This window comes from Fulvimonas soli (assembly GCF_003148905.1).
Lineage (GTDB): Bacteria > Pseudomonadota > Gammaproteobacteria > Xanthomonadales > Rhodanobacteraceae > Fulvimonas > Fulvimonas soli.
This window is the reverse complement of the sequence record NZ_QGHC01000016.1, coordinates 26,743-39,581: the sequence shown is the minus strand read 5'-3', so window position 1 is coordinate 39,581 and position 12,839 is coordinate 26,743. Positions and strand designations below refer to the sequence as shown.

The following is a 12,839-nucleotide window of genomic DNA, read 5'->3' as shown; positions in this document are numbered from 1 at the left end:
GGATCGGCTTGCCCGGAAAGCGCGAATCAAGGCGGCGTGGTCACTCATGCGAAACCGCCTCCAGGTAAGGACGCATGACATTTGCGACCCGGCAGACCTTGGCATGGCGCCATAGGTCATCGGCTGAAGCCTTGCGTGTCTTCCAGGCAGCCTTCAGCGCCTCAATGGCCACGTCCAGGCCGATCTGGTTGCGGTGCTTGAAGCAGTCCGCCACGGTTTTGGCGGCACTGTAGATCCGCAGTCTGGCGCCATCGCGTTCGTGCTCATCAATGCCCAAGGCATAGGCATCACCCGCCATCTGCACCATCTTGATCGGCGGGTGCTCGATACGTGGGGTGTGGCTGCCACGAGGCATGGCAATCCAAACTTGGCGAGGCAGTTGCGTGGTCAGTTCGTGGAACTGGAGTGCCGTCAGCAAGCAGAACACGGCTTTGGGAACCTTGACTGCAATCGTGGCGAGGTCCTCCTGCTCGGACATGGGGTTGCCTGGCAAACGGTAGAGGCCGCGCCCGACACGCTCCAACTGCCCGGAAGTGGACAGACGTGTCAGCACCACCCGCGGCGCGCCGATGGTGTCCAAGTCGCTGGTGCGCAGAAAGCCCTGCTTGTGGAGCAGGGCAAGAGCGCGCTGGGCATGTGAGGATCTTTCCATTGCCCCAAAGATGTTCCTTGATTTCGTTGATCTTATACATCAAACGATAGAATGAAACACGTCTGCCTGGAGCGCGCGTTGATGACTGACCGTGAATGTCAGCAGACAAATGCGGATAGGATCTGGTTGCCGACGCGGTACGTCCGGTACATAATCTGGCCTAGTTCCGTAGCGCCAAACGGAATAAACCCGTTATCAATCAACGATTTGAGTGCGGCGTGATGTTCCCATCGCCCGCTCCACCTTCCCCCTCGATCCCCACCGAGCGCGCCCGACCCCCATGACGGATGTGATCTCACTCGGCTGGCGGGAGCGTGTGGCCTTGCCGCAGCTCGGCATCGGCCTGCTCAGGGCGAAGCTGGACACCGGCGCGCGCAGCAGCGCGCTGCACGTGGACGGCCTCGAGGCGTTCGAGCGCGGCGGCGTCACCTGGCTGCGCTTCGGCGTGAGCCCGGGGCGGCGGCGCGCGCAGACCTTCCTGTGCGAGGCGCCGGCACTGGACCGGCGCGTCGTCACCGACACCGGCGGGCGCCGCACCGAGCGCTGGTTCATCCGCAGCGAGCTGCTGCTGGCGGGCCACCGCTTCGGCATCGACATCAGCCTGACCGACCGCCGGCACATGCTGTTCCCGATGCTGCTGGGGCGCACCGCGCTGGAGGGCCGCTTCGCGGTCGATCCGGCGCGTTCCTACACGCAGTCCAGGCAGCGGATCGCGGAGCTGCGATGAAGATCGCCGTCCTGTCGCGCAACACCCGGCTGTATTCCACCCGCCGGCTGGTCGAGGCGGCGCGCCAGCGCGGCCACGTGGTGCGCGTGCTCGACCCGCTGCGCTGCTACGTGCGCATCGCCCCCGGCGACATGGCGATCCGCTACCGCGGCAAGGCGCTGCGCGACTTCGAGGCGGTGATCCCGCGCATCGGCTCGCAGAGCACCTTCTACGGCACCGCCGTGCTGCGCCAGCTGGAGATGCTGGGCGTGTACACGCCCAACCCGTCCGGCGCGGTGCTGTGCGCGCGCGACAAGCTGCGCTGCCTGCAGGTGCTCGCCGCGCAGGGCATCCCGATGCCGATGACGGTGTTCGGCGACAACCCGGACGACACCGACGACCTGCTCGCCCTGCTGGGCGAGCCGCCGCACGTGATCAAGCTCAACGAGGGCAGCCAGGGCAACGGCGTGGTGCTGGCCGAGAAGCGCGCCGCCTCGCAGAGCGTGATCGAGGCCTTCCGCGGCCTGTACGCCAACTTCGTGGTGCAGGAGTTCATCGCCGAGGCCAAGGGCTGCGACCTGCGCTGCTTCGTGGTCGGCGGCAAGGTGGTGGCGGCGATGCAGCGCGAGGCCACCCCAGGCGACTTCCGCGCCAACCTGCACCGCGGCGGCAGCGCGGTCAAGGCCGTGCTGAGCGCGGAGGAGCGGCGCCTGGCGGTGCGCGCCGCCGAGGCGGTGGGGCTGGGCATCGCCGGGGTCGACCTGCTGCGCTCCCGGCGCGGCCCGCTGCTGCTGGAGGTGAACGCCTCGCCGGGCCTGGAGGGCATCGAGACGGCCACCGGGGTGGACGTCTCGGCGCACATCATCCGCTATCTGGAGCGCAACGTCGGCCAATGACGCGCCCGCCGGCGCGCGGTCCCGCGGCTCCGCCGGCGCGGGTTAACCGCCGGCCTGCATCGGGTTAACCGGCTTGTAACCGCCCGGCGCCTATAACGGCCCCACTGCAAATTTGCTCGACACTTCAACCTCTGGTTTCGGTGACAGCAGATTTCGGTATCGGGGCAGTAGCTTGCGCCCAGGCGTCGCGATCGGCTCGTGCGCCTGGGCTTTTCTTTGTCCGGGCTCCGGGCCCTGAGCCGCGCGTTCAGCTGGCGGGCGGCCGGGCCGGCGTCTTTCCCGCGCCGGCTTGTTAAGCTTGCACTCCGACGGCCGGGTGCCGGTGGTGTACGGAGCGGCGCAATGCGCGTACTGGTGATCGAAGACAACAGCGATATCGCGACCAACATCGGCGATTATCTGGAAGACCGCGGCCACGTGGTGGACTTCGCCGGCGACGGCGTGACCGGCCTGCACCTGGCGGTGGTGCACGATTTCGACGTGATCGTGCTGGACCTGACCCTGCCCGGCATGGACGGGCTGGACGTGGCCAAGAAGCTGCGCCACGAGGCGCACAAGCAGACGCCGATCCTGATGCTCACCGCGCGCGACGCGCTGGAGCAGAAGCTCACCGGCTTCGAGTCCGGCGCCGACGACTACATGACCAAGCCGTTCGCGCTGCAGGAGCTGGCCGCGCGGCTGGAGGTGCTGGCGCGCCGCGGCAAGGGCCCGCAGAGCCGCGTGCTGAAGGTGGGCGACCTCACCTACAACCTGGACACGCTCACCGTGACCCGCGACGGCAAGTCGATCCAGTTGAACCCGATCGGCCTGAAGCTGCTGCAGGCGCTGATGGAAGCCAGCCCCTCGGTGGTGACGCGGCAGGACCTGGAGCAGCGGGTGTGGGGCGAGGAGCTGCCGGACAGCGACTCCCTGCGCGTGCACATCCACGGCCTGCGCGCGGCGATCGACAAGCCGTTCGACAAGCCGCTGATCCACACGCGGCACGGCATCGGCTATCGGATGGTCGATCCGGATGCGGTCCAGACGTAAGCTGCGCTTCCGCCTGGTCGTCTCCTTCGCGCTGTTCGGCTTCGGACTGAGCGCGCTGTTCGCGTTGGCGTCGCTGGACATCCGCTCGCGGGTGGAGGACCAGCTGATCAACGCCAGCCTGCAGAACGACGTCAACCAGGCGGTGGAGAACAAGCACGACCACCCCGACCAGCCGCTGCAGTCGGAGCTGGTCACCGCGTGGCTGTGGAGCGACCGCACCATCTACAAGGCGCCGCTGGCCTGGCAGAACCTCGACACCGGCGTGTACGACATGCACGAGGTGGACGAGCACGGGCGCCAGCGGCACTACAAGCTGGCGGTGAGCCGCAAGTACGGCCTGATCGCCTTCCTGAGCTACGACATCAGCCGCGACGACCTCGGCAAGCAGCAGCTGCTGTTCAGCGTGATCGGCGCGGTGTTCCTGTTCGGCCTGCTCTCGCTGGCGATCGGCCTGTGGCTGTCGCGCAAGGTGCTCAAGCCGGTCACCGAGCTGGCGCAGCGCCTGCGCGACTTCCGCAAGAACGGCAAGGCCGAGCCGCTGGCGCCGCACTTCGCCGACGACGAGGTGGGCGAGCTGGCGCAGGCGCTGGACGCCTACGCCGAGAAGCTCACCGCGATGGTCGAGCGCGACCGCGAGTTCAATTCCGACGTCAGCCACGAGCTGCGCACGCCGCTGGCGGTGATCGCCAGCACCACCGAGCTGCTGCAGGCCTCGCCCGACCTCACCGACAAGCTGCGCGAGCGCCTGAAGCGCATCGAGCGCGCCTCGCGCCAGGCCACCGAGCTGATCGAGGCGCTGCTGCTGCTCTCGCGCGCCGAGCGGCGCGGCCCCACCCGCGGCGAGACCACCGAGGTGGCCAAGGTGGCCGCCGACGTGATCGAGAGCCAGCGCCCGCAGATGCGCGACAAGCCGCTGGGCATCGAGCTGGCGGTGAACGCGCCGCTCACCGTCAACGCGCCGGCCTCGGTGCTGTCGGTGGCGCTGACCAACCTGATCGGCAACGCGATCAAGTACACGCTGCAGGGCATGGTGCGGGTGGAGATCGGCAGCGACCGTGTCGAGGTGATCGACACCGGCCCGGGCATCAAGCCGGAGGACGCCGAGCGGCTGTTCCAGCGCGGCGTGCGCGGCGAGGGCGCGGGCGGCAGCGGCGCCGGGCTGGGCCTGGCGATCGTGCGCCGGCTGTGCGACCTGTACGGCTGGGACGTGTCGATGCGCCCGCGCGCCGACGCCAACGGGGCGATTGCCAGCATCGTGTTCGGGAGGCAGGGGTGAGGGACGAGTAGTGAATAGTGAGTAGCGCGGGCACGGGCATGGATGGTCGCGCCAGCCCGGCGGCTCCGGGCAAATAGGCCTCGCACGAGACGAAAGCGCCCCGCATGCGGGGCGCTTTCGTTTGCGTCTCCGTGGTGCAAGGCGCCGCGAATGGCGCCCTCGCTACTCGCCCTTCATCCCTCTTCCCTCAGACCGACTCCAGCCAGCCCCACTTGTCATGCGTGCGGCCGTCGAACAGGCCGAAGTACAGCTCCTGCAGGCGGCGGGTGACGGGACCGGCCTTGCCGGCGCCGACCGGCTTGCCGTCGATGGCGCGGATCGGCGTGACCTCGGCGGCGGTGCCGCACATCAGCACCTCGTCGGCCAGGTACAGGTACTCGCGCGGGATGTCGCGCTCGACCACCTCGATGCCGTCCTCGCGCGCCAGCACCTTGAGCGTGTCGCGGGTGATGCCGGTGAGGATGGAGGCGCTGGCCGGCGTGGTGTGCAGCACGCCGTCGAACACCAGGAACAGGTTCTCGCCCGCGCCCTCGCTGAGCAGGCCGCCGGCGGCCAGCGCGATGCCCTCGCCGAAGCCCAGCCGGCGCGCCTCGCGCGCGATCAGCTGGCCGGAGAGGTAGTTGCCGCCGGCCTTGGCGCCGGCGGGAATGGTGTTGGGCGCGAAGCGCTGCCAGCTCGACACGCAGGCGGTGATGCCCTGCTCCAGCGCCTCGGGGCCGAGGTAGGGGCCCATCGGCCAGGCCGCTACCGCCACGTCGATCGGCGTCTCGGCGGAAAGGCCGAAGCCGCCCAGGCCGCGGTAGGCCACCGGGCGCAGGTAGGCGGCGGCCAGGCCGTTCTTCCGGATCACCTCGCGGCAGGCCGCGGCGAGCTGGTCCTGCGTGTAGGGCAGGGCCATGTCGTAGATCTTCGCCGACTGGTACAGCCGCTTGAGGTGGTCGGTGAGGCGGAAGATCGCCGCGCCGTCCGGGGTCACGTAGCTGCGGATGCCCTCGAACACGGACGAGCCGTAGTGCAGCGCGTGCGCCATCACGTGGGTGGTGGCCTCGGCCCAGGGCTTGATCGCGCCGTTGTGCCAGATCCAGTCGGGGTATTGCTGCGCCATGGCGATTCTCCGGAGGGGACCGCCCATGATACCGGCTCGCCGCCTTCCGCGAACCCGGACGCCTACGGCCGCAGCCAGAGGCAGCCGGAGCGGCGCACGACCGCGAAGCGGGTCTCGTCCGGCACGCCGCTGCCGTCGGACGAGGCGGTGCGCAGCACCAGCTCGGGCGGCGTCTGCGCCGTGTCCGCGGGCACGGCGTCCGGCATGGCGGCGTCGGGCGGGCCGTCGTCGTCCGTGGCCTCGGACGAGGCCCGGCCCACTTCGACCAGCGGCCGCTCCATCAGCGCCGCCAGCCGGCGGATGCCGGCCACCACGCCCTGGCGGCCGTGGCCTTCCCACAGCATCAGCCCGGCCAGCCGGTTGGCGTCGCGGGTGGCGAACGCCTCGACCACCGCCTGCCGCAATGCGCTGAAATCCGCCGCGCACAGCAGCGGCGGCGCGGCGGCGGGCGCGGCGGTTTCGGGCGCGGCGCGCGGCGTGTACGGCACGGCCTGCAGGTCGCTGCACTGGCGGTCGGTGAACACCGGGTTGCCGCGCGCGTCGACGCAGTGGTGGATCGTCTGCGCCGCCGCGGGGAGCGGCCAGGGCAGGGCGAGCAGCAGCAGGAGCAGGGCGGGGCGCATCCTCGGCAGGATAGTGCCGGGCGCCGCCGCGGTCAGTGCAGCCGGTCGAGGATCGCCAGGGTCGGGCGGGCGCGGTTCAAGGTGTAGAAGTGCAGGCCCGGCGCGCCGCCGTCGAGCAGCCGCCGGCACAGCTGCGCCACCACGTCCGCGCCCAGCTCGCGGATCGCCTCGGCGTCGTCGCCATGCGCCTGCATGCGCTTGGCGATCCAGCGCGGGATCTCCGCGCCGCAGGCGTCGGAGAAGCGCTTGAGCTGGCCGAAGTTGGCGATCGGCATGATGCCCGGCACGATCGGCACCGCCACGCCCAGCCGGCGGGCGTCGTCGACGAAGCGGAAGTAGGCGTCGGGGTTGAAGAAGTACTGGGTGATCGCGCCGTCCGCGCCGGCCTCCACCTTGGCCTTGAAGTGCTTCAGGTCCGCCAGCGCGTCCTCGGCCTGCGGGTGGATTTCCGGGTAGGCCGCCACCTCGACGTGGAAATGGTCGCCCGAGTGCGCGCGGATGAAGCGCACCAGCTCGGCGGCGTAGCGGAAGTCGCCCGGCGAGGCCATGCCCGAGGGCAGGTCGCCGCGCAGCGCCACCAGGCGGCGGTAGCCGGCGGCGCGGTAGCCGTCCAGCAGCGCGGCGATCTCCTGGCGCGTGCCGCCCATGCACGACAGGTGCGGCGCCACCTCCAGGCCGTGCTCGCGGTGCAGCCGCGCCACCGTCTCGCCGGTGTAGCTCAGGGTGGAGCCGCCGGCGCCGAAGGTCACCGAGACGTAGTCGGGCGCATGCGGCTTGAGCAGCGCGGTGGTGCGGTCCAGCTGGGCGCGCTGCTCCTCGGTCTTGGGCGGGAAGAATTCGAAGCTGATGGACGGCATCGCGGCGGTTCCGTGGGATGGCGCGGGCCATTGTATATCTCTTTTTCGAGATGGAGAGATATTTGCGCCCGCCGCGGCGGGCGCCGCCTGCGACAAAGCGCGCCATCCGCGCCCGGCGCGGAAATTGACTGTGGTCAACTGCGGCCCGCCGGCCGTTCTCCACACTCGCCGCCGTTTCCGTGCTGAGGAGGCGGCGAGTGGAAAGCTACAACGACAGGGTCGTGCGGCAGTTCGCCGTGATGACCGTGGTATGGGGAGTGGTCGGCATGCTGGTCGGCGTGCTGATCGCGGCGCAGCTGTACTGGCCTTCCCTCGACTTCAACCTGCCCTGGCTCAGCTACGGACGGCTGCGCCCGCTGCACACCAACGCGGTGATCTTCGCCTTCGGCGGCTCGGCCCTGTTCGCCACCAGCCTGTACACGGTGCAGCGCACCTGCCACGTGCGGCTGCTGTCGGACCGGCTGGCGTCGTTCGTGTTCTGGGGCTGGCAGCTGGTGATCGTGGCCGCCGCGGTCACCCTGCCGCTCGGCTACACGCAGGGCAAGGAGTACGCGGAGCTGGAGTGGCCCATCGACGTGCTGATCACCATCGTGTGGGTCGCCTACGCGGTGCTGTTCTTCGGCACCATCGCCCGGCGCAAGGTCAAGCACATCTACGTCGCCAACTGGTTCTACGGCGCCTACATCATCGCGGTGGCGCTGCTGCACGTGGTCAACAACATCGCCATCCCGGCCGGGGCGTTCAAGTCGTACCCGGTGTACTCCGGCACGGTCGACGCGATGGTGCAGTGGTGGTACGGGCACAACGCGGTGGGCTTCTTCCTGACCACCGCCTTCCTCGGCATGATGTACTACTTCGTGCCCAAGCAGGCCGGCCGGCCGATCTACTCCTACCGGCTGTCGATCGTGCACTTCTGGGCGCTGATCGCGGTGTACATGTGGGCCGGCCCGCACCACCTGCAGTACACGGCGCTGCCCGACTGGGCGCAGTCGCTGGGCATGGTGTTCTCGCTGATCCTGCTGGCGCCCTCGTGGGGCGGCGCGATCAACGGCATCCTCACCCTGTCGGGCGTCTGGTACAAGCTGCGCACCGACCCGATCCTGAAGTTCCTCATCGTCTCGCTCTCGTTCTACATGATGAGCACGTTCGAGGGACCGATGATGTCGATCAAGACGGTCAACTCGCTCAGCCACTACACCGACTGGACCATCGGCCACGTGCACTCCGGCGCGCTGGGCTGGGTGGCGATGATCTCGATCGGCTCGATCTACGCGATGCTGCCGCGCCTGCTCGGCCTGCCGAGGATGTACTCGGTCAAGCTGATCGACACGCACTTCTGGCTGCACACGATCGGCCTGGTCGTCTACATCGCCTCGATGTGGATCGCCGGCGTGATGCAGGGCCTGATGTGGCGCGCCACCGACCCGGACAACGGCACGCTGGTCTATTCCTTCGTCGAGGCGCTCAACGCCACCAAGCCCTACTACCTGTTCCGGCTCGGCGGCGGCCTGATCGTGCTCGCCGGCATGCTGGTGATGGCCTGGAACGTGTTCAGGACCTTCCGGGAGGCCGTCGCGGCGCCCGCGCCGCAGGCGGTCCTGCCGCCGGACGTTTCCGATGCCCGCGCCTAGAGGACCGGCCATGAGCCACACACACGCACACGACAAGATCGAGAAGAACATCGGCCTGATGGCCATCCTGATCGCTGTGGCGGTCTCCTTCGGCGGGCTGGCGGAGATCGTGCCGCTGATGTTCCAGGCCGAGGCGATCAAGCCGCTGCCGGGGGTCAAGCCGTACCCGGCGCTGGAGCTGGCCGGCCGCGACGTCTACATCCGCGAGGGCTGCTACAACTGCCATTCGCAGATGGTGCGCACCCTGCGCTTCGAGACCGAGCGCTACGGGCACTACTCGCTGGCGGGCGAGTCGGTCTACGACCACCCGTTCCAGTGGGGCAGCAAGCGCACCGGGCCGGACCTGGCCCGTGTCGGCCTGCGCGGCTACTCGGCCGACTGGCACCGCGCGCACCTCAACGACCCGCGCGACGTGGTGCCCGAGTCCAACATGCCCGCCTACCCGTGGCTGGCCGGACACAAGCTGGACGGCGCGGAGATCGCGCGGCACATGCGCGCCCTGCAGCGCGTCGGCGACCCGTACACCGATGCCGAGATCGCGGCGGCGCCCGCCGCGGTGGAGGGCAAGACCGAGCTCGACGCGGTGGTCGCCTACCTGCAGGGCCTGGGCACCCACCTGTCGAAGGCGGACGACCAGGTGCAGCAGGGGGAGGACTGACATGGTACCGGGCCTGATCACCGCAGCGCTGCTGCTGCTGTTCGTCGCCGGCTGCATCTGGCTGTGGCTGCCCCGGCACGCCCGCGCGCTGGAGGAAGCCGCCAAGCTGCCCCTGGACGATGAGGAGAAGACGCCATGACCTGGGCATGGACGTGGTACGTGGTCGCCCTGGTGGCGCTGAACATCGCCGGCTGCGCCTGGCTGCTGATGAGCCACAGCCGCCGCCGCGCGGGCGACCCGAAGCCGGACGAGACCGGCCACGTGTGGGACGGCGATCTCACCGAGTACAACAAGCCGCTGCCGCGCTGGTGGATCAACCTGTTCTACATCACCATCGTGTTCAGCGTGGGCTACCTGCTGTGGTACGGCGTGGGCCACCTCCGCGGCTTCGGCCACTGGAGCTCCAGGACCGAGTGGGCGCAGGAGAAGGCGACCGAGGACGCGCGGCTGGAGGACACCCTCAGGCCCTACGCCGGCAAGCCGATCGACGCGCTGGCGAAGGACCCCGGCGCGGTGGCCATCGGCCGCACGATCTTCGCCAACACCTGCGCGGCCTGCCACGGCTCCGCGGGGCACGGCGCGACCGGCTTCCCCGACCTGACCGACGACATCTGGCACTGGGGCGGCACGCCGGAGCGCATCCTGGAGACCATCCTCGACGGCCGCACCGCCGTGATGCCGGCCTGGGGCGAGACGCTGACCGCGCAGGGCGGCGCCAGCGCGGTCGACGACGTGGTCGCCTACGTGCAGTCGCTGTCGCGGCCGGGCCAGCCGGCGGACGCGGCGGCCGGGCGCGGCCAGGCGCTGTTCTCCACCGTCTGCGCGGCCTGCCACGGCGCGCAGGGCAAGGGCAACCCGATGCTGGGCGCGCCGGACCTGACCGACAGCTACTGGCTGTACGGCGGCGGCAAGGCGGCGCTGCACAGGACCATCGCCGAGGGCCGCAGCGGCAGCATGCCGGCCTGGCGCCCGGCGCTGGGCGAGACCCGCGCGCGGCTGGTGGGCGCCTACGTGTGGACGCTGTCGCCACACCGCGCGCCGCCGGCGGAAGCGGCCGCGCCATGACCCTGCGGGACGCCGCGCCGTCCGCGCCGGCGCCCCGCCTCGTGCGGCGCGCCGGCGCGATCCTGTGGCCGAGCTTCTTCGCCGCGGGCGTGGCGACGATGGCGTTCTTCGCCTACGTCGATCCCCAGGCGCTGCAGGACATGACCTTCCCCGCGCTGCACCTGGGCCGCGGGCAGGGCTACACGCTGGGCTTCCTGCTCGCCTGGCTGGCGACCGCCTCCTCCAGCCTGTTCACCTGGGTCCTGCTGCGCCCGCGCAAGGCGCTGCGGCACGCCCCCATGGCGCGCGGACGGACATGAGCGGCCGCATCCCCCTGCAGCTGGTCGAGGACGACGGCGGCTCCTACTACGTCAGCGAGCGCAAGGTCTACCCGCGCGAGGTGTCCGGGCGGCTGAACCGCCTGCGCGTGGCGGCCGTGCTCTGGCTGCTGGGCATGTTCTACCTGTTCCCGTGGCTGCGCTGGGACGGCCGGCAGGCGGTGCTGCTGGACCTGCCGGCGCGGCAGTTCCACGTGTTCGGCCTGCTGTTCCTGCCGCAGGACTTCCTGTTCCTGGCGATGCTGCTGATCGTCGCGGCGCTGGCGCTGTTCTTCTTCACCGCGCTGGCCGGCCGGCTGTGGTGCGGCTACGCCTGCCCGCAGACGGTGTGGACGGAAGTGTCGCTGTGGATCGAGCGCTGGTGCGAGGGCGACCGCGGCAGGCGCATGAAGCTGGACGCCGGCCCGTGGAACCGCGAGAAGCTCCTGCGCAAGGGTGCCAGCCACCTGCTGTGGGCGCTGTTCGCGCTGTGGACCGGCTTCACCTTCGTCGGCTTCTTCAGCCCGATCGCGGACCTGGCGCGGCGCGCGCCGTCCGGCTGGGGCGGCTGGGAGACCTTCTGGGTGCTGTTCTACGGCTTCGCCACCTGGGGCAACGCCGGCTTCCTGCGCCAGCAGGTGTGCAAGTACATGTGCCCCTACGCGCGCTTCCAGAGCGCGATGTTCGACCGCGACACGCTGATCATCGCCTACGACCCCATGCGCGGCGAGCCGCGCGGGCCACGCAAGCGTGGCCTGGCCAGCGTGCTGGCGCGCGCGCGCGGCCTGCTCGACCAGGCCACCGCCTACGACTACGTGTTCCGCGCCAGCCGGCATCCTTCCGCCGCCGACAACCGCGCGCAGGCCGGCGGCACCATCGCGCTCGGCGGGCCGGGCGCCAGGGTCGAGCCGCTGCCGCGCTTCGCGCCCGAGCAGCTGGGCGACTGCATCGACTGCACGATCTGCGTGCAGGTCTGCCCCACCGGCATCGACATCCGCAACGGCCTGCAGTACGAGTGCATCGCCTGCGGCGCCTGCATCGATGCGTGCGACGGCGTGATGGACAGGCTCGGCTACCCGCGCGGGCTGATCCGCTACACCACGCAGAACAGCGTGGACGGCCGGCCGACGCGGGTGCTGCGGCCGCGCATCGCCGTCTACGGTGCCCTGCTGGCGGCGCTGATGGCCGGCTGGGTGTACGGGGTGGCGCATCGCAGCCCGCTGCTCGCCGAGGCGATCCGCGACCGCAACGCGATGTACGGCACGGCCGCCGACGGCCGCATCGAGAACAGCTACACCCTCAAGCTGGTGAACAAGGACCGGCAGGCGCACCGCTACCGCATCGAGGTGGCCGCGGACGACCTGCCGGACGCGATCCTGCGCGACGGCCCGCGGACGGTGCGGGCCGGGAGCGGGCAGGTGCTGTCCGTGCCGCTCACGGTGAGCGCCCCGCCCGAGGTCACCGGGCGCCACGCGGTGCGGTTCCGGGTGCGCGGCGTCGACGTGGACGCCGCGACGACCGTCGAGAGCAGCTTCTTCGGACCGATGCCATGAACGACGGGACACGCAGCGCCTGGCGCGAACCCATGGTGTGGATGCTGGTCGGCCTGCCGCTGGCCTCGGTGGCGATCGGCTTCGGCCTGCTGTTCGCCGCGGTGCGGCCCGGCCGCCAGGACATGGAATCGGCCGACCGGGTGACGCGCTGGGGCCGGCTGCAGGTGTCGGCGCAGGTGCGGCCGGACGCGGAGCCCCGGCCCGCGCCGGCGCTGATCCTGCGCGCCAAGGGCGACGCGATCGAGGCGGTGCCGACCGACCCGCGCTTCCCGCGCGGTGGCCGGCTCACCCTCATCCTGAGCGCGCCGGACGCGGCGGGCGGCACGCGCACCTACCACCTGGAGCCCAGCGAGCTGGGCTGGCGCGGCCCCGGCCCGCTGGACGGCGCCCGCGCGTGGACGGTGCGGCTGTCCTCGGACAGCGCGTCGTGGCTGATGCGCGGACGCTGGACGCCGCAGGCCCGCTTCGTCCGCCTGGTGCCGTAGGGCGAAG

15 protein-coding genes are annotated in these 12,839 nt (G+C 70.6%); 11 read left to right on the top strand and 4 right to left on the bottom strand.

The window, feature by feature from the left end; translation table 11 throughout:
* Window positions 1–40: 40 nt before the first annotated feature.
* Entirely contained in the window at window positions 41–652 is a 612-nt protein-coding gene (locus tag C7456_RS15285) for a type IV toxin-antitoxin system AbiEi family antitoxin domain-containing protein (RefSeq protein WP_027350488.1), read from the bottom strand.
* Window positions 653–932: 280 nt separating this feature from the next.
* Here C7456_RS15285 and C7456_RS15280 point away from each other — a divergent pair, with 280 nt between their 5' ends.
* From C7456_RS15280 to C7456_RS15265, 4 genes are all read left to right on the top strand, one after another.
* On the top strand, window positions 933–1,379 hold the full coding sequence (locus C7456_RS15280; protein ID WP_109724674.1) for an ATP-dependent zinc protease family protein: 447 nt from the start codon (window positions 933–935) through the stop codon (window positions 1,377–1,379).
* Window positions 1,376–2,254 carry a 30S ribosomal protein S6--L-glutamate ligase gene (gene rimK / locus C7456_RS15275; protein WP_109724673.1) on the top strand — a complete coding sequence of 293 codons (879 nt, stop codon included), beginning with the start codon at window positions 1,376–1,378 and terminating at the stop codon, window positions 2,252–2,254. The genes C7456_RS15280 and rimK overlap by 4 nt, the downstream gene beginning before the upstream one ends.
* A gap of 342 nt (window positions 2,255–2,596) precedes the next feature.
* Window positions 2,597–3,283: a response regulator transcription factor gene (locus C7456_RS15270; protein WP_109724672.1), complete on the top strand. Its 687-nt coding sequence runs from the start codon at window positions 2,597–2,599 to the stop codon at window positions 3,281–3,283.
* On the top strand, window positions 3,267–4,559 hold the full coding sequence (locus C7456_RS15265; protein ID WP_109724671.1) for a sensor histidine kinase: 1,293 nt from the start codon (window positions 3,267–3,269) through the stop codon (window positions 4,557–4,559). Before C7456_RS15270 ends, C7456_RS15265 begins: the two co-directional genes overlap by 17 nt.
* A 187-nt stretch (window positions 4,560–4,746) precedes the next feature.
* Here the strand turns inward: C7456_RS15265 and C7456_RS15260 are convergent, their stop codons facing one another.
* The 3 genes from C7456_RS15260 to metF form a co-directional block, all read right to left on the bottom strand.
* Window positions 4,747–5,664 (bottom strand): branched-chain amino acid transaminase, encoded by a 918-nt coding sequence (locus C7456_RS15260; protein WP_109724670.1) that lies wholly within the window; start codon window positions 5,662–5,664, stop codon window positions 4,747–4,749.
* 62 nt (window positions 5,665–5,726) lie between these two features.
* Entirely contained in the window at window positions 5,727–6,287 is a 561-nt protein-coding gene (locus tag C7456_RS15255; protein ID WP_109724669.1) for a DUF4124 domain-containing protein, read from the bottom strand.
* A 32-nt stretch (window positions 6,288–6,319) separates the two neighbouring features.
* The gene (gene metF / locus C7456_RS15250) at window positions 6,320–7,144 is read right to left on the bottom strand and encodes a methylenetetrahydrofolate reductase [NAD(P)H] (protein WP_109724668.1); all 825 of its coding nucleotides are present in this window, start codon (window positions 7,142–7,144) and stop codon (window positions 6,320–6,322) included.
* Between the two features lie 197 nt (window positions 7,145–7,341).
* Between metF and ccoN the strand changes: the two genes are divergently transcribed.
* From ccoN to C7456_RS15215, 7 genes are read left to right on the top strand one after another with little or no spacing between them, the layout of a single operon-like run.
* Entirely contained in the window at window positions 7,342–8,775 is a 1,434-nt protein-coding gene (gene ccoN / locus C7456_RS15245; protein WP_109724667.1) for a cytochrome-c oxidase, cbb3-type subunit I, read from the top strand.
* Window positions 8,776–8,785: 10 nt separating this feature from the next.
* Window positions 8,786–9,433 carry a cytochrome-c oxidase, cbb3-type subunit II gene (gene ccoO / locus C7456_RS15240; RefSeq protein WP_109724666.1) on the top strand — a complete coding sequence of 216 codons (648 nt, stop codon included), beginning with the start codon at window positions 8,786–8,788 and terminating at the stop codon, window positions 9,431–9,433.
* Between the two features lies 1 nt (window position 9,434).
* The gene (locus tag C7456_RS15235; protein ID WP_109724665.1) at window positions 9,435–9,572 is read left to right on the top strand and encodes a cbb3-type cytochrome oxidase subunit 3; all 138 of its coding nucleotides are present in this window, start codon (window positions 9,435–9,437) and stop codon (window positions 9,570–9,572) included.
* Complete coding sequence (gene ccoP / locus C7456_RS15230; protein ID WP_109724664.1) at window positions 9,569–10,498, top strand: cytochrome-c oxidase, cbb3-type subunit III; 930 nt, start codon at window positions 9,569–9,571, stop codon at window positions 10,496–10,498. Before C7456_RS15235 ends, ccoP begins: the two co-directional genes overlap by 4 nt.
* The gene (locus C7456_RS15225; RefSeq protein WP_109724663.1) at window positions 10,495–10,797 is read left to right on the top strand and encodes a hypothetical protein; all 303 of its coding nucleotides are present in this window, start codon (window positions 10,495–10,497) and stop codon (window positions 10,795–10,797) included. Before ccoP ends, C7456_RS15225 begins: the two co-directional genes overlap by 4 nt.
* Window positions 10,794–12,347: a 4Fe-4S dicluster domain-containing protein gene (locus tag C7456_RS15220; RefSeq protein WP_109724662.1), complete on the top strand. Its 1,554-nt coding sequence runs from the start codon at window positions 10,794–10,796 to the stop codon at window positions 12,345–12,347. The genes C7456_RS15225 and C7456_RS15220 overlap by 4 nt, the downstream gene beginning before the upstream one ends.
* Window positions 12,344–12,832, top strand: coding sequence for a hypothetical protein (locus C7456_RS15215; protein ID WP_109724661.1), 489 nt, complete (start codon window positions 12,344–12,346; stop codon window positions 12,830–12,832). Before C7456_RS15220 ends, C7456_RS15215 begins: the two co-directional genes overlap by 4 nt.
* The last annotated feature ends 7 nt before the right edge of the window (window positions 12,833–12,839 follow it).

Coding starts and splice junctions, on each gene's coding strand:
- C7456_RS15280 (WP_109724674.1), top strand. CDS start 933: ATGACGGATGTGATCTCACTCGGCTGGCGGGAGCGTGTGGCCTTGCCG.
- C7456_RS15260 (WP_109724670.1), bottom strand. CDS start 5,664: ATGGCGCAGCAATACCCCGACTGGATCTGGCACAACGGCGCGATCAAG.
- ccoO (WP_109724666.1), top strand. CDS start 8,786: ATGAGCCACACACACGCACACGACAAGATCGAGAAGAACATCGGCCTG.
- ccoP (WP_109724664.1), top strand. CDS start 9,569: ATGACCTGGGCATGGACGTGGTACGTGGTCGCCCTGGTGGCGCTGAAC.
- C7456_RS15255 (WP_109724669.1), bottom strand. CDS start 6,287: ATGCGCCCCGCCCTGCTCCTGCTGCTGCTCGCCCTGCCCTGGCCGCTC.
- C7456_RS15225 (WP_109724663.1), top strand. CDS start 10,495: ATGACCCTGCGGGACGCCGCGCCGTCCGCGCCGGCGCCCCGCCTCGTG.
- C7456_RS15235 (WP_109724665.1), top strand. CDS start 9,435: ATGGTACCGGGCCTGATCACCGCAGCGCTGCTGCTGCTGTTCGTCGCC.
- C7456_RS15215 (WP_109724661.1), top strand. CDS start 12,344: ATGAACGACGGGACACGCAGCGCCTGGCGCGAACCCATGGTGTGGATG.
- rimK (WP_109724673.1), top strand. CDS start 1,376: ATGAAGATCGCCGTCCTGTCGCGCAACACCCGGCTGTATTCCACCCGC.
- C7456_RS15285 (WP_027350488.1), bottom strand. CDS start 652: ATGGAAAGATCCTCACATGCCCAGCGCGCTCTTGCCCTGCTCCACAAG.
- metF (WP_109724668.1), bottom strand. CDS start 7,144: ATGCCGTCCATCAGCTTCGAATTCTTCCCGCCCAAGACCGAGGAGCAG.
- C7456_RS15265 (WP_109724671.1), top strand. CDS start 3,267: ATGCGGTCCAGACGTAAGCTGCGCTTCCGCCTGGTCGTCTCCTTCGCG.
- C7456_RS15220 (WP_109724662.1), top strand. CDS start 10,794: ATGAGCGGCCGCATCCCCCTGCAGCTGGTCGAGGACGACGGCGGCTCC.
- C7456_RS15270 (WP_109724672.1), top strand. CDS start 2,597: ATGCGCGTACTGGTGATCGAAGACAACAGCGATATCGCGACCAACATC.